Source organism: Streptomyces sp. NRRL WC-3742 (assembly GCF_000720635.1).
Lineage (GTDB): Bacteria > Actinomycetota > Actinomycetes > Streptomycetales > Streptomycetaceae > Kitasatospora.
This window is the reverse complement of record NZ_JOCF01000007.1, coordinates 1-21,526: the sequence shown is the minus strand read 5'-3', so window position 1 is coordinate 21,526 and position 21,526 is coordinate 1. Positions and strand designations below refer to the sequence as shown.

The following is a 21,526-nucleotide window of genomic DNA, read 5'->3' as shown; positions in this document are numbered from 1 at the left end:
GGCACTGCGAAACGCCGCCGGTCGGCCACGACCCGACGAGGGCCTAGCCCCTCGTCAGGAGCGCCCCCACCCCCACCCCTCAAGGAGCGCCATGTCACGAATGGCAGCACTATCCGGCTTGGCGGCCGGGGTCCTGCTTCTGGCAGCCGTGCCGCTTGCCGGCACCGCGCAGGCCGCCACGGGTACCGTCGTCTACGCCTCGCCGGCCGGCTCCGGCAGCGAATGCACCATCACCGCCCCCTGCAGTCTGGACGGCGCGCAGAACGCCGTCCGGTCCGCCAACGGCTCGATGACCGCCGACATCACCGTCTACCTGCGCGGTGGCACCTACCACCGCACCAGCCCGCTGGCCCTGGGCCCGCAGGACTCCGGCACCGGCGGCCACAACGTCAACTGGGTCGCCTACCCCGGCGAGGTCCCGGTCCTCAGCGGCGGGCAGCAGGTCACCGGCTTCAGCGCCTACGACAGCTCCAAGAACATCTGGCGCGCGTCCGTCCCCGTCGGCACGCAGAGCCGGGAGCTGTTCGTCAACGGAGTGCGCGCGCAGCGGGCCCGCGGACCGCTGAACCCCCAGGGCTTCGACCTGTCCGGGTCCTCGTTCACCACCAGCGATCCGTCCTACGCCTCGTTCACCGATCAGAGCCGGATCGAGGTGGTGGCGAACAGGGAGTGGAAGCACATGCGCTGCCCCTTGAAGAGCATCACCGCGACCGACAGCGGCGGCTCCAGCCTCAACGTCAACGCGGACTGCTTCAAGAACAACAACAGCAGCGTCCCCAATCCGGGCTTCCCCTTCAACGGCTCCGGCCTGCCGAAGCTCGACGGCATCTCCTGGATCGAGAACGCGTACCAACTGCTCACCCAGCCCGGCCAGTTCTACCTGGACAGCGACGCGGGCTACCTGTACTACATCCCGCGCGCCGGCGAGAACCTCGCCGGCGCCGACGTCCAACTGCCCACCGCCGCCGAGCTGCTGGACCTCTCCGGCACACCCGGCCACATCGCGCCCGTGAACGACGACGACCCCGACGCCGTCTACACGGGCTCATGGACCGCCCTCGGCGACCGCGGCTCCTTCGGGGATCTGTACGGCGACGTCCACGCCACCAGCACCGACGGCGACTCCGTCAGCTACACCTTCACCGGCACCGGTGTGCAGGTCCTGACCGAGAAGCACCCCGACGGGGGCGACATCGACGTCTACGTCGACGGCACCAAGACCCGGACCGTCTCGGCAGCGAGCGCTGCGGGCAGCCGCCGGCTCGCCCAGCAGCCGCTCGTCGACGTATCCGGGCTGAGCAAGGGCACGCACACCGTCAAGCTGGTGAAGGCCGGCGGCTCCGAGATGCTCGTCGACGGGTTCAGCGTCATCCCCGACACCGTCCAGCCGGTCCACAACATCACCTTCCAGGGCGTCACCTTCGCCTACAACACCTGGAACCAGCCCACCACCACCGGCTACGTCGACAACCAGGCCGGGGTGCTGTGGAACACCGCCACGAAGTACCCGACCCCGACCCGCATCCCCGGCGCGGTCCAGGTCCACCGCGGCAACGCCATCGCCTTCACGCGCAACACCTTCACCCACCTCGGCTCCACCGCCCTCGACCTCGCCGACGGCACCCAGAACTCCGCCGTCACCGGCAACATCATCACCGACACCTCCGGCGGCGGCGTCTCCCTGGGCGAGGCCGACGACTACTACCAGACCCGCCCCGAGCTGATGACCACCGGCGACACCATCACCGACAACACCATCACGTACGTGGGGCAGCAGTACCAGGACACCATCGGGGTCTGGGCCGGCTACACCCAGAACGTCACGATCGCCGAAAACGACATCGGATACATGCCGTACTCCGGCATCTCCCTCGGCTGGGGCTGGGGCTGGGCCACCCACTACGGCACGAACTACGCCGGGGACAACCGGATCACCGGCAATTCCCTCCACAACGTGATGCTCCTCCTCCGCGACGGCGGCCCCGTCTACCTCAACGGCGGACAGGGCAACAGCGGCAGCGGGACGAACGCGAGCACCACCACCACATCCGTGATCTCCGGCAACTACCTGGCCGTGGCCAGCCACGCCTGCTGCTCCGTCTACCTCGACGAAGGCAGCTCCTGGTGGGACGTCCACGACAACGTGATGCGCTTCATCGCACCCAGCTCCTGGGTCGGCGTACAGAGTGACGGATCGGTCCACGACACCACCGTCAAGAGCAACTACTCCGACACGTCCCTCTCCGAGAACGGCAAGGGCGCCACTGTCGAGCCGGCCACCGTCGTCACCGACGGCGCCTGGCCGGCCCCCGCGCAGGCGATCATCACCGCCGCCGGCCCGCGAGCGCAGTACAGGCCACTGACCGGGCGGATCGACGACGACGATCCCGGTATCTCCTACTCCGGTGGCTCCTGGGGCTACAGCAGCAACCGTGGCCTCGGCGACTTCAACGACGGCATCCACGTCGCCACCACCGACGGTGACGCCGCCGGTTACACCTTCACCGGCACCGGCATCCAGGTGCTCGGCGAGAAGGGCGCCGACCAGGGCCTGGTCACCGTGTACCTGGACGGTGTCTCCCAGGGCCAGGTGGACACCCACGCCGATACCCGCCAGGTCCAGCAGGTCGTCTGGAGCACCAGCGGCCTGACCCCGGGCTCCCACACCGTCAAGGTCGTCAAGAGCAGCGGAGCCTTCGCGACCCTGGACGGTTTCCAGGTCACCCGGACGGTCAACGACGATCACCCGTCGCTGCAGTACACGGGATCCTCGTGGCAGGCATCCACCGGCCGCGGCTTCGGCGACCACGGCGACGACGTCCACGCCGCGACCGCCGACGGTGACGCGGTCACCGTCACGTTCTACGGCACCGGCATCGACTACCTCACCGAGACCAACACCGATCAGGGCACGGTCAGCGTCTCCCTCGACGGCACCTCGCAGGGCAGCCGCAACGCCTACTCCGCGACCCGCGCCGCTCAGCAGAACCTCTACTCAGCCGGCGGCCTGACGCTCGGCCACCACACCCTCACCCTCACCAAGGCCGGCGGCGGCTACCTGTTGGTCGACAGGTTCGACATCAGGTGATCCTCGCCCCGACGCCAAAGGCCCGGGCGAGGTCCTGGAGGACCTCGCCCGGGCCTTTGGGGCGCGACTACGCGAGGGACCAGGTGACCGTGTCGGTGTGGGTCTCGCCGTTGATCGTCGCGGTCACCACCACGGTGTTCGGACCCGGTTGCAAGGTCACCCCGGTCCACCGGAAGATGCGGCTCGCGCTGCTCCGGCCGCCGAGGGACGAGCCGTTGAGCGTGGCGGAGACCGTGTCGGCGTTGGAGTAGACCTTCAACTCGGTTGCCGCATCGGTGCGCCGGGTCCAGCGTCGGCTGGTGATGTACAGGGTCGGCGCGGTGGACCAGTTGGCCCGGTAGAAGTAGAAGGCGTCCTTCCGAACGGCGCGGTCACGGGTGACCAGCCCCTTGTCGTTGATGCCGGGCTGACCTCCCTCGTTCCGCCAGGACGAGGCGAAGTCGAACATGTTCCAGACATACGTTCCCCAGATGAACGGGCGCGTGGCGAGCTGTTGCCAGGCCGCCTCGTGGAACAGCGCCTGGTACTCCTCCGGATGCCACTGGCTCTCCGCGTCGACCGAGGACGGGTTGAGGGCGTGATGGGCGGTGTTGGCGCCGGCGCCGTACTCGGACAGGCCCAACGGGCGGGTCGGGTCGTTCTCGTGGACGGTGTCGGCCCACTCTCCCAGGTCGTCGTGGATCGAGCCCCCGTCGTCCCAGCCGTAGTACTGGTTGCCGCCGAAGGTCTGGGAGTGCCGCCGGATCCCGACGTCCCAGGTGCCGCTGTCGTCCGCATAGGCGGAGATCCGGTCCGGGTCCTCGGCCATGACGATGTCGGCGAGGGATCCGAGCAGGGTGTTCGTCGCGGTGTCGTCCTTGCGCTGCTCGTTGCCGATGCCCCAGAACACGATCGAGGGGTGGTTGTAGTTCTGCCGGATCAGCTCGTGGAGCTGGTTCTGTGTGCTCTCGGTGAACCCGGTGGAGGCCGTGACGGTGTCGACCAGGGGAATTTCGGCCCAGACGACGATGCCGCGCTCGTCGGCGAGGTTGTAGTCGTTCTGGTCGTGCTGGTAGTGCGCCATGCGGACGGTGTTGGCGCCCAGGTCCTGGATGAGATCGAAATCCCGGGCGCGGTCGGCGTCGGAGAGGGCCCAGCCCTTGTCGGCCAGGTCCTGGTGCAGGCTGACGCCGTGCAGTCCCAGCGGCTTCCCGTTAAGGTGGAAACCGGTCGCCGGGTCGAGCTTGAAGGTGCGCAGGCCGAGCGGCTCGGTGACCGCGTCCGTGATGGTGTCGGCTCCGCCGGTGGCGTCGTGGACCTCGACATTGGCCTGGTACAGGTAGGGGTCGGTCACCCCGTTCCACAGCCGCGGTCGGCTGACGGTGACGGTCTGCACCACGTCGGCCCCGGTACCGGGAGCCATCTCCCGTGCGGCGGTGCGTTGGTCGGCGATCACCGTCCCGGTCGCGTCGGTGATGACCGTCCGGACCGATGCCGACCGTGCGTCGGTGTGGTGGTTCCACAGCTTCGTGGTGACCGTGACCGTCGCCGAGTTCGCTGAGACGTCCCTCTGGCGCAGGTAGACACCCGGCCCGGCGAGGTCGAGCATCTGGACCTGGAGCGGGTCGACGGCGTGCAGGCTGACGTTGCGGTAGATGCCGCCGTCGAACGAGAAGTCGGCGCTCAGCGGGGCGATGTCCGGGTCGTGGGCGTTGTTCACCTTCACCGCTATCACGTTGTCCTGCCCCGGCACCAGAACTCCCGTGACAGGGAACCGGAAGCGGGAGTAGCCGCCCTTGTGCCGGCCGACGTGCTTGCCGTTGACCCACACGTCCGCGACCTGGTTCACGCCGGCGAACTGCAGGTAGAGCATCCGCCCGGCCAGCTCGGCGGGAACCGTGCAGCTCTGCCGGTACCAGCCGATGCCCCGGTAGTAGGTCTTGGTGACGCAGTCGGCGGCGTTCCAGGTGTGCGGGGTGTTCACGGCCGCCCACCCGGAGTCGTCGAAGCCGGGCGCCTCGGCACCGTTGACGTCGGACCTGGTGAACTGCCAGCCCTGGTTCAGGCTGATCGACGTTCGCGGGCTCGCGGCCCCCCGCGAGTCGCACGAGACACTCCGTAGCGGCGGATTCTCGCTGGTACGGCGGGCCGACCGGGTCTGCTGCCCCGGTCGGCCCGCCGTCTCTAGCGGTAGGTCAGGCGGTCGACCAGCAGGTAGTCGCCGCCGGTCTTGACCAGCTTCAGGGTGTGCACTCCGTAGGGCAGCCCGTCGATCGTGTAGACCCGCTGCTGGGCGGTGCGGGTGGGGGTGTTGGCGCTGACGCTTCCGCGGAGTTGGCCGTCGACGTAGACGTCCATGGTGCCCTCGTCGCTGTTGGTCTCGGTGGCCACGTCGGCGCCGGTGCCGTTGAAGGTGGCGGTGACCGAGTCGCCGTCGGTGGTGGTGCAGTGGACGTCGTCGTTGAAGTCGCCGAAGCCGCGGCCGGTGAGGTGGGACCAGTTGCCGGAGTAGGCGAGCGACGGGTCGGTGTCGTTGACGGAGTGGTCCAGTTGGAAGCCGTCGATGGTGGCCGTGCTGCCGCTGGTCTTGGTCAGGGTGACGGTGTGGTTGCCGTAGGGCAGGTTCGCGGTCCGGTAGATGGCGACCTGGGCCTGGCGTGCGCCGGCGGTGGAGGTGTCGACGGTGCCGGCGGGGGCGCCGTCCAGGGTGACGGCCAGTTGGCCCTGGTCGGAGGAGAGTTCACCGAGGACGCGCAGGCCGGTGCCGGTGAACTTGATGGTGGCCGTGTCGCCGTTGGCCGGGGTGGCGTGGACGTCGGCGCCCAGGTCGCCGGTCTGGCGCATGCTGTAGACGTTCCAGCTGCCGGTGTAGGAGATGGTCGCCGGGGCCGTCAGGCCGCCGTAGTCGCTGTCGTTGAGCAGGTCGGCGTCCGGCGGCATCAGGGACCTGTAGCCGGTTTCCAGGCCCGCCCGGGCGATGATGTCCTTGGCGCCCTGCGGCCAGGAGCCGTTCGTCACCACGGTGTTGTTGCTGTTGACGTCGACCCTGGTGCCGTTGTTCAGGTAGCGGGAGGTGTCGGTGTAGTTGTTGTGGATGGTGATGTCGTGGATCGTCCAGAGCCACTCGTGGTTCCAGTCGCTGCCCATCTGGCTGATGACGTTGTCGTAGCTGTCCCAGTTGGAACTGCCCTCGTCGTGGTACAGGCCGTAGGCCGCGCCGTTGTTGCCGGTGGAGACGGCGAGGACGTTGCCGGCCACCACGGACGTGGCATTGCCGTCGCCGGTGCCCTGGCCGCCGAGGGTGTAGACCGGGCCGCCGTCCTCGAGGACGCGCATGGTGTCGTGGACGTAGTTGGCCAGGATCCGGTTGCCGCCGGAGTAGACGGTGCCGTGCTGGGCGACGCCCTGGGTGGCCCATCCCCAGCCCCAGCCCACCGAGATCCCGGAGTACGGGGTGTGGGCGATCTCGTTGTGGGCGACGGTGACGGCGCGGGAGTTGCCGACCATGATGCCGACCGCGTCGGCGTACTCGCGGCCGATGTTCACGATCGCGTTGTCCGAGACCGTGTCACCGGAGGTCATCAGCGCGGTGTCGTTGAGGTAGTAGTCGTCGACCTCCCCGACCCACACTCCCGCCCCTGAGGTGTCCTGGATGCGGTTGCCCGTGATGCCGGAGTCCTGCGTGCCGTCGGCCAGATCCACGGCATTGCCGCCGACGTGGCTGATCTCGCCGCCGGTGATCGAGATCCGCTGCCCGTGGTGCACCTGGACCGCCCCCGGGGTGCGCACCACCTGGGTCGACCTGCCCGCCCACAGGACGCCGGCCTGGTTGTCCGCGTAGCCGTCCGGGCCGGCGGGCTGCAACCAGGTGGCGTACGAGAAGGTGATGCCCTGGAAGGCGATGTCGTGGACCGGCGCGACCACGTCGGGCACGACTGTGAAGGCGTCGACCGTCAGGACGCCACCGCCGGTCTTGACCAGTTTCACGGTGTGCGAGCCCTTGGCGAGACCGCGGACCGAGGCGATCACCTGCTGTGCGAGCCGGGTGGAGCTGTACGCGGAGGCCGAACCGGTGCGCACGCCGTCGACGTAGACGTCCAGGCCGCCTTCGTCGGTGTTGGTCTCGCCGAGCACGTCCAGGCCGGTGCCGTCGAAGGTGTAGGCGACCGAGTCGCCGTCGGTGTGGGTGAAGTGCACGTCGTCGCCGAGGTCGCCGTACCCGCGCTTGCCGGAGACGGCCCAGGAGCCCCCGTACACGGCGCTCGTGTCGTCGTCGTTGACGGGCGCCAGGTGGCCCGGAGTCCCGGCGACGTTCACCAGGGTTTCCAGCGTGGGCAGTTCGACGTCCGCGGCGGCGAGGTTCTCCCCGGTGCGGGGGATGTAGTACACCTGCGGCGTCCCGCTGCCGTCCACCACTCCGGTCCGGTCCAGGTAGAACTGCCCAGGAGCGGAGAGGAGTTCGTAGGCGTTCTCGATCCAGCTGAGCGGGTCGAACGGGGGGCGGCCGGATCCGTTGTACGGGTACCCGGGCGCGGGCGACTCCGTGCTGTTCGCCCAGCACGGCTGGGCGGCGTCGAGGCTGGAGCCCCCGTCCGCCGCGGTGATGCCGGACAGCGGGCAGCGCAGGTGCTTCCAGTAGGACAGGGCGGCGATCTGCACGTCGGAGGGGTTGCGCCAGGTGGTGTACGAGGGATCGGCGGTGGTGAACCCCGCGGCGGACTTCCTGAATCCCGCCGGGTTGAGCGCGGAGCGGGTGCGGTCCGCGCGCTGGCCGTTGACGTACATCTGCAGACCCTGGGCTCCGGCCGGAGCGGGGGCCTTCCAGATGTTCTTGGCCGCATCGACCTGGGTGAAGCCGGTGACCTGCCGGCCGCCGCTGAGCACCGGCTGCTCACCCGGGTACGCCTGGTAGACGACGGTGTGGCCGCCGGTACCGGAATCCTGGGGGCCGAGCTCGAAGGACGCGGCCAACCGGTAGGTGCCGCCGCGCAGTTGCACGGCGATGTCGCCGCTCATGCTCGGGGCGAGAGTGCGGACCAGGTCGCGGGCGGCGGTGAGGGAGCAGGGGGCGGCAAGGGTGCAGGCGCTTCCCGAGCCGGAGGGGGAGGCGTACAGGACGGTCTGGACGGCGGCACGCGCCGGGGTGGCGGCGAGACTGCCGACGGTGGCGACCAGGGTGGCAGCCGTGGCGACAGCCACGGCCGCTGTCCGCAGGGTGGGCGGAGCCATGGGGGTACTCCTTGCGACATTGCCTAGACATCGGATGTCAGCGAGTGATCGGGGCGCTGAATGCGTGCATTTCAGGCCCGATAGTGAACAAGCATCCGATCAATGTCAATGGAGTGGACAAATCTGGGCGTTGCCCGCCGTCAGCACCGGCCGACGGGGTACTCCCACTCGGCGGAGGGAGCGCCGTCCTCGGACGGCCGAACCGTCAGCAGGTGCTCGGCGATCTCCAACGGCACGGCCACCAGCGGGAATCCGGAGTCCAGCGGGATGCTGACCCGGTGGACCGAACCGAGGGCGGACACCTCGACCACCGCGGTGGTCTCGCCGACGAGGCCGACGGTGTCCAGGCTGGCCACGACGTCCGGGCGGCCGACGTTGGCGGGGTAGTCGGTGAAAGTGAACAGGAGGTCGCCGATGTCCTCGAGGAGGTCGGCGTAGACCAGCAGGGGCGGCGCCTCCCCCGTCACCGGGAACCGGGTCAGGGGCCTCGGGTCCGGGGCAGCCCATCCGCCTTCGGAGGCGAGGGCGACGTGAAGGTCGTGCCGGGTCGCCGTGGCCGGCAGCAGCACCGGCGCTCCCGACCTGGGACTCACCGTGGTGACCAGGACGAGGGGGACCCCGTTCGAATCCTCGGCGGAGGGGAACGCGATCCGTGCCAGGTACCGGCTGCCGCCGGCGTTGGCACGCTGGAATGCCGCCGCCTCTCGGAGGAACTGCCCACGCTGGAGCTGCCGTTGATCCGCCGCCATGATCTCGCCCGTCTTCCGCCGCTGTCCGGATGGTCAGGAGGTGGCACCCGGTCCGGGCCGGTGCCGGTCGTACGGCCGTCCGCCAGGTGGCGATGGCGGCGGTACCCACCGGTGCCGGCGACCCGTGGGCCTGGGCCGCGTCGGAGCCCGTCCTCCGGTGCGAGCCGGGTGGCCTGCACGCGATGAGAGTGCCACGGAGAACCTGAGGTTCTGATGAGCAGACCGTTTCACCCCGAGCCGAAGGTCTGCACCCGCGGTTCAGGCCGATGCGGCAGACGTGATTCCGGAGGCCGCCGGGGGCGGCGCGGTGGAGTCGCGCACCACCAGACGGGCCGGGACGACGATCGGGTCCGGGGCGCCGCCCTGCTCGATGGTGTGCAGCAGCGCCTCCACCGCGCGCGCCCCGATCCGGTGGACGTCCTGGTGCACGGTGGTCAGGGCGGGCCGCATCAAGGTGCACAGGTCCAGGTCGTCGAAGCCGATCACGGAGACGTCCTCCGGCACCCGCCGCCTGTGGTCGGTCAGCGCGTGGATCACCGCGAACGCCTCGATGTCGCTCTCCGCGACCACTGCGGTGAACTCGACGCCGCCGGCCAACAGGATGGTCGTCGCGTCGTAGGCGCCCTCGGGGGTCCAGTCCGAAGGAACCACCAGCCTGGGGTCCTCCAGCACACCCGCGTCGGCCAGCGCGGCGCGGGCACCGGCCGCGCGGTCGCGCCCGGGCAGTACGGTCTCGGGGACGGCGATGCGGGCGATCTTCCGGTGGCCGAGTTCCAGCAGATGACGTACCGCCTGCCTGGCACCGTCGACGTTGTCGGAGCTCACATGGGTGGCCCTCGGCCCCGATCCCGCCGCGTCGATGAACACCGTCGGCATGCCCGACTCCAGCAGCGCCTGCCTGCGCGTGTCCAGGGGGGCGCCCAGGCTGATGACGCCGGCCACCTTGCGCGAACGCAGTCGGCGGATGTAGCCGGCGCCGTCGGACCGGTCGGGCCGGTCGGGCGTGGAGGGCATCAGCAGGTCGTAGCCGGCGAGTGCGGCGTGCTCCTGCAGCGCCCGCAGCACCCCGATGTAGAAGTACAGGTCGGGCCGGGACAGCAGGGACAGCAGCGCCTCGTTGCCGAACGCGTTCAGGGCGATCGTCCTGGACGTCGCGGTGACCAGGCTCTGCGCCGCAGCGTCCGGCACGTAGCCGAGCGCGGTCGCGGCGGCCTCGACCTTGGCCCGGGTGGCCTCGCTCACCCGCGCCGAACCCGAGAAGGTGCGCGACACGGTCGCCTGGGAGACCCCTGCCAGCCGAGCCACATCCTCACTGGTGGCCATGGTGTTCGGTGTTCCTCTCCGGCCCCGGGTAACCGTGCGTAGGAATACGCATTCACTCCCAGGGCGGGTCCATCCTGGGCAGGGCATGTCGAGGCTGTCAATCCGCTCACGAGCCGCTTCCACCCACGGGTCTTGACCGCCGATTCGGGCGGAGCTAACGTCGCCGCCAACGTGAATACGCATTCATGACGACGGGCGAGCCCTCTCCGCGGCCCCCGTCCCGTCCTCATCCCGCCGACCCCCGCCGGCGGCGCCCCCGAAGGACAGCCACCATGCTCGGACGTTCCCGCCGGCTCGTGTTCCTCACCGCGGCCACGGCCGCGCTCGCACTGACCGCAGGCTGTTCCGCGGGCGGCTCGTCCACATCGGGTGGCGGCGCCTCGGGCGGCGTCACGCTGACGTTCCTCACGTTCGAGACGCCGAACCTGAACGCCGCGTACTGGGACGCGGCGATCGCACGCACCAGCGCCAAGGTCCCCGGCGTCACGATCAGGAAGCTGGTGACGCCGAACACCGACTACACCACCTACGCGAAGCAGCTGCTCGCCTCGGGCCAGCTTCCGGACGTGATGATCGGCATCTCGCCGACCGACTTCGTCAAGGCCGGCGCCCTGGCCCCGTTCACGGCCGACCAGCTGACCGGCTTCGTGGACCCCATGGCCAACTCGATCAACGGCAGGAGCTACCAGACGCCTTGGGCCACCCAGGCCGTGCCGATGGTCTACTACAACAAGGACGACTTCGCCAAGGCCGGGATCGACCACCCGCCGACGACCTGGTCGGAGTTCCTGGCCGACTGCGCCGAGCTCAAGGCCGCCGGCATCACCCCGATCGAGATCGGCGGCGGCGGCGCCGACAGCTGGGCCGACCAGTACCCGCTGGTCGCCGCCGTCAGTGCGGACCTGTACCCCGCGGCCCCGACGTTCGTGGCGGACCTCGCCTCCGGCAAGGCGTCCTTCACCGATCCCCGGTTCGTGGCCGCCGCGCAGAAGGTGGCCACGCTCGCCTCGGAGGGTTACCTGGACAAGGCGGGGCTCAGCCGCAGCTACGCCAACACCGAGCAGGCGTTCCGCGAGCACAAGGCCGCGATGTACCCGATGGGCAGCTGGTTCCCGGCCTCCGCCGACACCGATCCGCCCTCCTTCCCGGTCGGGGTGTTCACCTGGCCGACCGACAGCGGGCAGATCGTGATGCCGGCCGACACCGGCGGCGGGACCGCCGTCAGCGCCAAGTCCAGGAACGTCGCGCTGGCCCAGAAGTGGGCGCTGGCGTTCAGCACCGACAAGGACAACCTCGATGCCGCGGTCAAGGCCGACGGCCTGTTCATGGCGGTCAAGGGCTACACCCCGCCGAGCACGCTGGGCGCCAACTACACGGCCGGCTACGAGCTGTACCAGAAGGCCGTGGCGGCCAACAGGACGGTCAAGGCGTTCGCCGTCAACGACGCCCTGCCCTCCGGTGTCACCAACGACATGTACAAGGCGATCGTCGACCTGGTCAACGGCGGCAGGAGTGCGGCGCAGTTCGCCCAGGTCATGCAGGACTCCTACAGGAAGAACACCAGCGGCTGACACCCCGGTCGTACCCCGCGCCGGTCGGCGGCCCGCCCAGGGACACCGCACCGGTGGACCGTCCGTCGATCAGGAGGAGAACAGTGCCGAGCGCACTCAAGACGGCGTCACGAGGCAACCGGGTGCGGACCGGGTCGTACTGGCTCGGCTTCGCCGGGCCAGGAGTCTTCCTCTACCTCGCCTTCGTCACGCTGCCCACCGTGATGGCCCTGTGGCAGAGCTTCACGAACAGGAACATGTTCAACCCGCCGACCCGCTGGATCGGCCTGCGCAACTACCAGGACCTGCTCGACGACCCCGCGTTCCATCACGCCCTGACCAACACGCTGATCCTCGCGGTGCTGACGATCGTCGTCCCCAACGCCCTGGGCTTGGCCGTCGCGATGCTCATCGACCGCTCCAGCCGCCTCTACCGGGCGCTGCGCAGCGTGTTCTTCGTGCCCGTCATCCTGTCCGGTGTGGTGGTCAGCGTCATCTGGCAGGCGATCCTGGCCGACGGCGGGATCCTGGACACGATGCTGGCGCAGCTCGGCGTGCACGAGCCTCCCGGCTGGCTGACCGACCGTCACCTCGCCCTGTACAGCGTGGCGACGGTCGCCATCTGGCAGAGCGTGGGCTTCTGCGTCGTGGTCTACCTCGCCGGCCTGCAGACCATCCCGCACGAGCTCAACGAGGCATCCACCCTCGACGGCGCCTCCGCGTGGCAGCGCTTCCGCCACGTCACGTGGCCCCTGCTCGCACCCGCGGTGACGATCAACACGGTCATGCTGCTGATCAACGCGTTCAAGACCTACGACCAGGTCCAGGTGATCACCAACGGCGGGCCCGGCACGGACGCGACCACGACCCTGGCCTACAACATCGTCACGATCGGCTTCAACGAGAACCGCGTCGGCTACTCGTCGACCTACGCCGTGGTCATGCTCGTCCTGACCGCCGTCGTCTCGACCGTGACCCTCCGACTCCTGCAACGGCGGGAGCAGAACCTGTGAACCTCCGCACCCGACGCTGGTCCGACGACCGCATCCCCTGGCTGCGCCCCGTCCTCTCCCTGGCCTGCGCGACGCTGTACGCCACGCCCCTCTACCTCGTCGTCGCCAACGTCCTCAAACCCAACCGCGACATCGCCACCGAGCCCTGGACCCTGCCCACCCATCCCACCCTGGCCAACCTGCGCCAGGTGATCAGCGGCCCCGACCACCTCTTCTGGAGCGGCCTGCTCAACAGCCTCCAGATCACCGTCATCTCGATGGTCGCCGTCACCGTCACCTCCGCCATGCTCGGCTACGCCATCGCCCGCTCGCGCCACATCGGCGCCCGGCTCCTGCTCGTCTTCCTCCTTGCCGGGCTCATGGTCCCCGGCGTGGTCATCCTGAACCCGATGGTCGAGATCCTGCGCACCGTCGGCCTGATGAACACCCTGCCCGGACTCGTCCTGTGCAACATGGGCTACTACGTCCCCTTCGGCGTCTTCCTCTTCGCCGGATTCGTCCGCTCCGTACCCCTCGAACTCGAGGAAGCCGCCGCCATCGACGGTGCCGGCCGGTTCCGCACCTTCTGGCTCGTCGTCTTCCCGCTGCTGCGCCCCGCCACCGCCAGCGTCACGATCTTCCTCGGTGTCTACCTGTGGAGCGACTTCCTGACGCCGCTGATCATCCTCGGGCCGGAGAGCGGCACCACCGTCACCGTCGGCGTCTACCGCGCGGTCGGCATGCACTCCACCGACTACGGCCAGCTCTTCGCCTTCATGCTGCTCGCCTCCCTCCCCGTCCTCATCCTCTTCCTCGCCTTCCAGCGCCACTTCGTCAAGGGCCTCACCAGCGGGGCCTCCAAGTAGGCGCCGCACCCGGGGCGACCACCAGTGGCCGGGCCTCGACCGCACCGCCATGACCGCCCAGACCCTGCACCGTTCCTCAAATCCCCCTGAGAGGTACGAGAATGCCTTCCACCCCCACAGCAGGAACCCGGGCCGCCGTGCTCGGGGTGGTCACCGCGCTCGCGGTGGCCGGACTGACCGGCCTGGGCAGGACGCCCGCGACTGCCGCCGCTGCCGCCGTCGGTCCGGACGGGTCGGGCGGTGTCGTCCTGGACGCCGGCTACCTGCACCTTGACCTCGACGCCACGGGACAGGTCACCTCCCTGGTCGACAAGCGCACCGCGAAGGAGTACGTGGCCACCGGCCAGGGCACCGCGCCGCTGGTGAGCCTGATGGTCGACGGGCGGCAGGTGATGCCCTCGGCGCTCGCGCTCGACGGCGGCACGCTCGTCTTCACCGGCCCCGGCGGGTTCGAGGTCGACGTCGCGGTCCAGGACCTGACCACGTATTCCACCCTCACCGTCACCAAGGCCACCGCTCCGGACGGCGCCGACCTCCAGACCCTCCTGTGGGGGCCGCTGGCCACGAACATCACCCAGACCCTCGGCGAGAGCGCCGGCATCGTCCGCGACGACGACTTCGCCCTCGGCATGAAGCCGCTCACCGACCGTACCGAGGGCGGCTGGCCCCGCGAGGAGCTGAACACCCCCATCGGCTGGCAGAACCAGGTCGCGTCCAACCCGATGAATGTGGACGACGCCCATGAGCAGTGGAGCGTGGGGGGTCGCACGCCGTGGGGCACGGTGCTGCGGGCGTTCACCTTCGACTACACCCGGACGCGCACCCGTGTGACCACCGGCGACGGCTCGACGGACGTCTACCCGATGCCCGTCGGTCCGCTGCCGAACGGGCAGGGCAGCGTGGTCGGTTCGAAGATCGCGCTGTTCGGCACCACCCCCGACCTGGCGCCCACCGTGCTGTCGAACCTCGCACGCGGGCAGGGCCTGCCGTACCCGACCATCAACGGGCAGTGGCAGAAGAGCGCCCAGGCGACCTCCCAGTCGATCCTGGTCCTCTCCGACCTGAACACCGGCAACGTCGGCGAGGCCGCGAAGCTCGCGAAGGCCGGCGGGATGAGCCTGATCTACAAGTTGGGCCCCCAGGACGGCCCTTGGGACTCCGACGGGCACTACGGGTTCGACAGTGACTTCGGCAACAGCGACACCGCCGCGAAGGCGATGGCCGACGAGGCCAGGGCCGAGGGCGTCCGGCTGGGAGTGCACACCCTGTCGGACTTCGTCACCCCGAACGATCCCTACATCCAGCCGCCGTTCAGCCCGGACATGGCTCTCGGCCTGAGTACCACCCTGAGCCGCAACCTCGGGCCGGCCGACACCACCCTGTACCTCACCAGTTGCGCACCGCTGGCGAAGGGCCCCAAAGGCCAGCGCATGCTGGTCGGCCAGGAGGTCGTCACCTACGGCGGCTACACGCAGGCCGGTGGCGAGTGCCAGGTCACGGACGTGAAGCGCAAGGCATGGGACAGCGCTTCGGACGCCCACCAGGCCGGCACGCCGACCGCCCGGATACCCGAGAACGAATACGGCGGCGCGCTCGGCGGCATCAACATCGTCAACGCCGTCGCCGGCCGGTTCGCCACCGTCTGGAACACCACCGGCATCGCCGCCACCTCCTTCGACGGGCTGGAGTCCGCCTCGGAGTCCGGCTGGGGCGCCTACGGCATGGCCAGGCTCGTCAACGAGACCTTCCGTCGACAGACCAGCCCCGACGGCTTCATCTCCGAGACCAGCCGTGAGGGCTCCAACATCTGGGACGGCATCTCCCGGGCCAGCTGGGGCGAGGCCAACACCGGAATGGACAAGCTGTACCTCCACAACGCGTACCACCGGGCCAACTACCTGCCCGGCATGATGGGCTGGATCACGCTCGAGGGTGGCACCAAGCCCAAGGACCTGGAGGATATCCTGGCCCGCGCGGCGTCCTGGAACGCCGGCTCCGGCTTCCGCACCTCCATCGGCAGCCTGACCGACGGGCCCAACACCGAGGTCCTGCTCGAAGCGATCAAGCAGTGGGACACCGCCCGCGACCTCGGCTCGTTCACCCCCGCCCAGCTCGCCTCCCTCCGGGACCAGTCCACCCACTGGCACCTGTCCGTGGTCACCCCCGGACAGTCCTGGTCCCTGCAACAGCTCGACGCGAACGGCAACCCCACCGGCCCGGCGCAGTCCGTCACGGCCCCGACCCCGGCGTTCACCACCACCACGCTGCCGACGACGAGCACGGGCACCCTCTACGAGGCCCGGGTGGTCACCAACACCCCCCAGACGATCCGGTACTCGGTCACCTCGGGCGAGCTGCCCGCCGGCCTGACGCTCAACCCCGACACCGGCGGCATCACCGGCATCCCGACCACCGGGACGCCCGCGACCTTCACCATCACCGGCAAGGGCGGACTCGGAACCGCCGACGCCGTCCAGACCTTCACGATCAGCCCGACCAGCCCGATCAGCTAGGTCCGCTCCGCAGCCCGTGAGTCGCCCCCACCAGCTGTGCCCCGCCGACAACAGCAGGCCGAACCCGAACTTCGGCGCACTGCCGGTGCAACTCGCCGCCGTCAACCGGCAGTTCCTGAACGTCGTCGAACTCGTCGTCGCCGCCGCGGTGGAAGGCGACCCCGACCACATCCGGCACGCCGCCATGACCTACCCCTCCACCACCGCGCAGTTGACGGTGGATCAGATCCGGCAGCTGTGCGACGAGATGGTCGCCACCCACGGAGACGCACTTCCCGAGCCGCTGCGCCGCACGCCGCACGCTCTGCGGGCTCACTGACGGAACGACGCGCAGCCGAACGCCCCGCGCCCCCCGAGCGCGGGCGCACGTCCCCCACCGAGGAAGGAACTTCGATGCGAAAAGTCAGATCGGTCCTCGCGACCGTGGTCGCGTTACTGCTCGGCCTCGCCCTGACGGTGCTGCCGACCGGGTCCGCCCAGGCCGCGGGCGGCTCGGCGACGGACTGGATGTCCCAGGGCAAGTTCGGTGTCATGGAGCACTTCCTCGCCGAGGGCTGTCCGCCCGACGGCTGCCCGACCACCACCTACCCGAAGCTGCCGACGGCCGAGGAGTGGAACGACCGGGTGGACGCCTATGACGTCAAGGGCGTCGTCCAGCAGCTGAAGTCGGTCGGCGCGGGCTGGATGCAGATAGCGCTCGGGCAGAACACTGCCTACTACACCTCCCCCAACGCCACCTACGACGCGCTGGTCCCGCCCACGGCGGAGCACCCGTCCCGGCTGTCGCGCCGCGACCTGATCAAGGAGCTGGGCGCCGCCCTGCACGCCGAGGGCATGAAACTCATCGTCTACGTGACCAGCGACACCATGGCGTACGACGACTACGCCCGGCTCATGCTCGCCGGCCCGGACCAGGTCAAGCAGGAGCAGCCGACCCCGGTGTTCCAGGCCAACTGGCTCAAGGTCGTGCAGACCTGGGCCACGCAGTGGGGGACCGACGTCGACGGCTTCTGGGTCGACGGCGCCTTCTTCGAGCTTCTGGAGCCGTTCTACGACCAGATGGCCAGGACCCTGCGCCGCGGCAACCCGAAAGCCCTGGTGTCCTTCAACGCCGGCTCTGTGCGCCCGCTCAGGTCGTGGACCAAGGAGTCCGACTTCACGCCGGGCGAGACCGGCGCCGACGACTGGCCCCGCCCCACCGACAGCCGGTGGGTGGACGACCGCGGTACCCGGACGCAGTTGCAGTACCTCTCCTTCCTGCAGCGCTACTGGGGTGACGAGCCGACCGCTCCGCTGTCCTTCAGCACCGACGAGATCGTCTCGCTCAGCAGAGGTGTGGTCCGTGTCGGCGGCGCGGTGACCTGGGACGTCGGCTACGACCGGAGCAACGGGCACATCTCCGAACCGGCCATGGAACAGCTGAAGGCCATCGGGCAGGCCGTACGCAACCTCGCACTCGGCCAGGCCGCCACGCAGTCGAGCACGGGCTACGGCGGGGACGCCGCGCGTGCGGTGGACGGCAACACCGACGGCGACTTCGGGGCCGGTTCGGTCACCCACACCTCGGACAGCCCGCTGGACACCGACCCGTGGTGGCAGGTGGACCTCGGCTCCTCCCGGCAGGTCGGCTCGATCAGGCTGTGGAACCGCGCCGACTGCTGCTCCGACCGCCTGCGCGACGTCTACGTCCTCACCTCCGACACCCCGTTCACCTCCTCCGACCTGACGGCCACCCTGGCCCAGCCCGGCGTGACCGGCTTCCACCAGGAGGCCGCGGTCGGAACGTCCCTGATCGTGCCCGTCGACCGCACCGCCCGGTACGTCCGCGTCCAGCTGCGCGGCTCCGACCGCCCCCTGTCCCTCGCCGAGGTCCAGGTCCTGAGCTGACCCCCACACACCGGAAGCCGGCGGCCGTCCCAGCCGACCGGCTTCCGGCACTCATGACTCACGGATCGAGCGAGTCACCGCCCAGTTCGGTGACCCGCCGGTCGAGACGTACGGTCAGCTGCCGCCCCCGGTAGGCGATGGCGTGCTCGCCGCAGGCTCCCTCGTGCAGGGCGCGGAGCCGGGCCGAGACCAGTTCGGCGCCGGTCTCTCCCTGCTTCCATTCCAGGTCGACCCGGACACCGGGTCGCGCGACCAGGCCGCGCACGGTGCCATCGGCGAACTCTGCCGGGACGGCGGGCAGCAGGGTGATGCGGCCGTCGTGGCTCTGTACGAAGCACTCGGCGACGGCCGCGACGTAGCCGAGGTTGGCGTCGATCTGGAACGGCGGGTGAGCGGCGAACAGGTTGGGGTACAGGCCGCCGGACCACGGGCCCCGGTCGGTCTCCATGTCACGGAAGAGCAACGCGAGCAGGCGGCTGACGGCCTCCGGCTCCCCCAGCCTCGCGCGCAGGGCGAGCCGCCAGGCCAGTGACCAGCCGGTCGAGTCGTCTCCGCGCAGGTCCAGCGTCCGACTGGCCGCCGCGCGCAGCTCTTCGTCGAGCCCGGCACCGGGGAAGAGCTGGTAGAGGTGCGACTGGTGCCGGTGCCGGGGGTCGACGGCAACGTGGTCGTCGAGCCATTCGGCGATGCCTCCGTCCCGGCCGACGCGCACAGCGGGAATGCGCGCCAGGGCGGAGCGGGCCCGGTCCACCAGGCGGTCGTCGGCCCGCCCGAGCCGGGCGGCGAGGTCGAGCAGGCTCTGGAGGAGCTCGGCCGCCAGGCCGAGGTCCATGGCCGACGATCGCGTCACCGCCGCCGCTCCACCGCCCGGGGCGAGGAACTCGTTCTCGGGCGAGGTCGACGGCGCGGTACCGAGGCTGCCGTCGGACTGCTCGACGAGCCAGTCGAGCAGGAACTCGGCGGCCGAGGCGGTGACCGGCCAGACGGTGCGGCGCGCGAACTCCTCCGGGTCGGGCTCGGACCGGGCCCCGTAGGCGAGGTGGTCGTGGAGGTGCCGCACCAGCCAGGGGCCGGCGAACGGCCAGAACGCCCACTTCGGGTCGTGCCCGCCCTCGCCGACCGGCTGGGTGTAGGCCCAGATGTCGGTGTTGTGGTGGGCCACCCAGCCGGATGCCCCGTACAGCCGGCGCGCGGTCCCCCGGCCGTTGCGGCTCAGCGCCTCGACCAGCTCGATCAGGGGCGGCACGGTCTCGGGGAGGTTGGCGACCTCGGCCGGCCAGTAGTTCATCTGTAGGTTGATGTTGGTGGTGAAGCCGGAGCTCCAGGCGGCACGCATCGAGTCGTTCCAAATGCCCTGGAGGTTGGCGGGGGTCCCGCCGCGCCGGGAGCAGGAGATCAGCAGGTAGCGGCCGTAGTCGAAGAGCAGGACCGCGAGCCTCGGGTCGGCGGCCAGCGCCCCCCGGGGGTGGGCGTTGGCCGCCAGCAGGCGCTCGCCGGTCGAGCCGTCGGCCGGCTCCCGCGCGTCCATCTCCCAGCTGACGCGCCCGAACAGCTCACGGTGGTCGGCGAGTTGACGCTCCCGGATCGCCGGGACACCGCGCTCCAGCGCCTCGGTCAGCTGCGCGCTCGCACGGACCAGGGCGTCGTGCTCGTCGCCGTGCGGGGGCCGTCCCATGCCCTCGAAGGTGGTGGCGGTGGCGATGACGAGGTCCAGGGTGGTGACGTTCGTCAGCGTCGCGTGCGTCCCGTCCTCGCCGACGACCACCTCGCCGTCGTGGAGCAGCGCGACGGTCGCGGCGCCGCGCAGTGCGGCGCCCGGTGTGCCGTCCCAGGAGATCGGCTGTTGCACCTGGTCGTGGGCGGGCCGGACGTCGCTGGGAAGTTGCAGCAGGATCGCGAGCGCAGCGCCGCCGGGCGACCGTACGGCGCCCGGTGTCCGCAGCGGGGAGGTGAGCGAGAGCTCCACGTCGACCGGGCGCCCGGCCCGCAGCCGGTGGACCAGCACGTGGTCGGGATGGCCGGCGAACGAGGTCTGCCGCACCTCGGTGCCGTCGCGCCGCCAGCGCGTCTCGTGGGTGGCCGTGCCGAGATCGAGGCTGCGCTCGTAGAGGTCGGGTTCGCTGCGCCAGGTGCCCGATCCGGCGGGCGTCACCCTCAGCGACAGGTCGACGAACGGCAGGAATGCCTGGCTGTGCCGGTGCTGGAGCTCTCGCACGGCGGTGCCCGCGGCCTCGGGGTCACCCGCCAGCAGCGAGGCCCGTGCCGCTTCCACCGCTGCTCGGGCCTGCTCCGCGGTGACCGTCGGCGGCAGTTGCTCGCTCGCGGTGCTCCCCGACCAGGCGGTGCCTTCGTTGATCTGCAGCCGTTCGGTCTCGACGCCGCCGAACAGCATCGCTCCTTGGTATCCGTTGCCGATCGGCAGGGCCTCGGTCCACGCCCGGGCCGGCCGGCGATACCTCAGAACACTCAACGCGGTGGTTCCTTTCCTGAAGTGGTGCCACCGTCGGCGGCGCCGGGGCAGCGTGAGGGCCTGGCCGGCGGATGTGTCCGTCGGCCAGGCCCTGGAGGGTCAGTTGACGGTGGTGAAGCCGTCGATCAGCATGTAGTCGCCGCTCTGCTTGGTGACGGTGACGGTGTGGGGGCCCGAGGTCAGGCCACGCTTGGAGGGCCGAGTCGCCGTTGGCGCTCGTGGCGTGCACGTCACCGGACAGGTCGCCGAAGGTCCGGGAGGGGTGGTACGTCCATGCGGCTCCGGTGTAGGCGATACCGGAGCTGTTGTCGTTGACGGTCTGGACCGGCAGGATGTTGGTGTACGCCTTGAAGGCGTCGATCAACAGGGACCCACTTGTGTTCACGACCTTCAGGGTGTGGGCACCGTAGGTGAGCCCGGCCACGCTGTACAGGGGTACCTGCACCGACCGGCCGGCGGCGTTGGCGTTGACGCTGCGCACGAGCTGGCCGTCGACGTAGACGTCGGCGGCGCCCTGGTCGCTGTTCGTCTCGGTGATCAGGTCGATACCGGTGCCGGTGAAACTCACGCTCGCCGAGTCCCCGGCGGTCGAGGTCGCGTGCACGTCGTCACCGTGGTCGCCGAGACCCCGGCCGGTGATCGCCGCCCACCCGCTGCCGGAGTAACTGATCGCGGACGAGCTGTCGTTGATCAACTCCGGTGCCTGCTGGTCGAGGTAGACGATGACCGGCACACCCGCCGGCACGGTCACACTGACGGCGCCGTCGGCCACCGAGACCGCGATGTCACTGCGGTGGTCCTGGTAGAGGGCGGAGGCGCGGACCTTGGCGGGGTCGGCGCCCGCCGGCAGCGGATAGGCCAGCTTCTGGTCGGTGCGGGA

Annotated in this window: 12 protein-coding genes; 7 read left to right on the top strand and 5 right to left on the bottom strand. The window is 70.1% G+C overall.

Features of this window, described 5'->3' with window-relative positions:
- Positions 1 to 100 precede the first annotated feature (100 nt).
- Positions 101 to 3,088 carry a hypothetical protein gene (locus IH61_RS42590; RefSeq protein WP_158844687.1) on the top strand — a complete coding sequence of 996 codons (2,988 nt, stop codon included), beginning with the start codon at positions 101 to 103 and terminating at the stop codon, positions 3,086 to 3,088.
- 67 nt (positions 3,089 to 3,155) lie between these two features.
- Here IH61_RS42590 and IH61_RS0106150 read toward each other — a convergent pair whose 3' ends face one another.
- From IH61_RS0106150 to IH61_RS0106135, 4 genes are all read right to left on the bottom strand, one after another.
- The gene (locus tag IH61_RS0106150) at positions 3,156 to 5,132 is read right to left on the bottom strand and encodes a glycoside hydrolase family 2 protein (RefSeq protein ID WP_267883996.1); all 1,977 of its coding nucleotides are present in this window, start codon (positions 5,130 to 5,132) and stop codon (positions 3,156 to 3,158) included.
- Between the two features lie 119 nt (positions 5,133 to 5,251).
- Positions 5,252 to 8,296 carry a right-handed parallel beta-helix repeat-containing protein gene (locus tag IH61_RS42585; RefSeq protein WP_031066100.1) on the bottom strand — a complete coding sequence of 1,015 codons (3,045 nt, stop codon included), beginning with the start codon at positions 8,294 to 8,296 and terminating at the stop codon, positions 5,252 to 5,254.
- A 140-nt stretch (positions 8,297 to 8,436) separates the two neighbouring features.
- On the bottom strand, positions 8,437 to 8,865 hold the full coding sequence (locus IH61_RS0106140; RefSeq protein ID WP_158844685.1) for a hypothetical protein: 429 nt from the start codon (positions 8,863 to 8,865) through the stop codon (positions 8,437 to 8,439).
- A gap of 438 nt (positions 8,866 to 9,303) precedes the next feature.
- Positions 9,304 to 10,368, bottom strand: a complete 1,065-nt coding sequence (locus tag IH61_RS0106135; RefSeq protein WP_037971758.1) for a LacI family DNA-binding transcriptional regulator — start codon at positions 10,366 to 10,368, stop codon at positions 9,304 to 9,306.
- Between the two features lie 272 nt (positions 10,369 to 10,640).
- On the opposite strand from IH61_RS0106135, the gene IH61_RS0106130 reads away from it, so the two are divergent.
- From IH61_RS0106130 to IH61_RS46760, 6 genes are all read left to right on the top strand, one after another.
- Positions 10,641 to 11,939 (top strand): extracellular solute-binding protein, encoded by a 1,299-nt coding sequence (locus tag IH61_RS0106130; protein WP_031066092.1) that lies wholly within the window; start codon positions 10,641 to 10,643, stop codon positions 11,937 to 11,939.
- 83 nt (positions 11,940 to 12,022) lie between these two features.
- Positions 12,023 to 12,931: a carbohydrate ABC transporter permease gene (locus tag IH61_RS0106125; protein ID WP_234327051.1), complete on the top strand. Its 909-nt coding sequence runs from the start codon at positions 12,023 to 12,025 to the stop codon at positions 12,929 to 12,931.
- Positions 12,928 to 13,776, top strand: a complete 849-nt coding sequence (locus IH61_RS0106120; RefSeq protein ID WP_078910876.1) for a carbohydrate ABC transporter permease — start codon at positions 12,928 to 12,930, stop codon at positions 13,774 to 13,776. The genes IH61_RS0106125 and IH61_RS0106120 overlap by 4 nt, the downstream gene beginning before the upstream one ends.
- A gap of 101 nt (positions 13,777 to 13,877) precedes the next feature.
- Positions 13,878 to 16,289: an Ig domain-containing protein gene (locus IH61_RS0106115; RefSeq protein WP_063763146.1), complete on the top strand. Its 2,412-nt coding sequence runs from the start codon at positions 13,878 to 13,880 to the stop codon at positions 16,287 to 16,289.
- A 16-nt stretch (positions 16,290 to 16,305) separates the two neighbouring features.
- Positions 16,306 to 16,608 carry a hypothetical protein gene (locus tag IH61_RS0106110; protein ID WP_031066081.1) on the top strand — a complete coding sequence of 101 codons (303 nt, stop codon included), beginning with the start codon at positions 16,306 to 16,308 and terminating at the stop codon, positions 16,606 to 16,608.
- A 74-nt stretch (positions 16,609 to 16,682) separates the two neighbouring features.
- A complete protein-coding gene (locus IH61_RS46760) occupies positions 16,683 to 18,176 on the top strand; it encodes a discoidin domain-containing protein (RefSeq protein WP_031066079.1) in 1,494 nt (497 codons plus the stop codon).
- Between the two features lie 58 nt (positions 18,177 to 18,234).
- Here the strand turns inward: IH61_RS46760 and IH61_RS0106100 are convergent, their stop codons facing one another.
- The gene (locus IH61_RS0106100; RefSeq protein ID WP_078910875.1) at positions 18,235 to 20,646 is read right to left on the bottom strand and encodes a glycosyl hydrolase family 95 catalytic domain-containing protein; all 2,412 of its coding nucleotides are present in this window, start codon (positions 20,644 to 20,646) and stop codon (positions 18,235 to 18,237) included.
- Positions 20,647 to 21,526 lie beyond the last annotated feature (880 nt).

Coding starts and splice junctions, on each gene's coding strand:
- IH61_RS46760 (WP_031066079.1), top strand. CDS start 16,683: ATGCGAAAAGTCAGATCGGTCCTCGCGACCGTGGTCGCGTTACTGCTC.
- IH61_RS0106130 (WP_031066092.1), top strand. CDS start 10,641: ATGCTCGGACGTTCCCGCCGGCTCGTGTTCCTCACCGCGGCCACGGCC.
- IH61_RS42585 (WP_031066100.1), bottom strand. CDS start 8,296: ATGGCTCCGCCCACCCTGCGGACAGCGGCCGTGGCTGTCGCCACGGCT.
- IH61_RS0106135 (WP_037971758.1), bottom strand. CDS start 10,368: ATGGCCACCAGTGAGGATGTGGCTCGGCTGGCAGGGGTCTCCCAGGCG.
- IH61_RS0106115 (WP_063763146.1), top strand. CDS start 13,878: ATGCCTTCCACCCCCACAGCAGGAACCCGGGCCGCCGTGCTCGGGGTG.
- IH61_RS42590 (WP_158844687.1), top strand. CDS start 101: ATGGCAGCACTATCCGGCTTGGCGGCCGGGGTCCTGCTTCTGGCAGCC.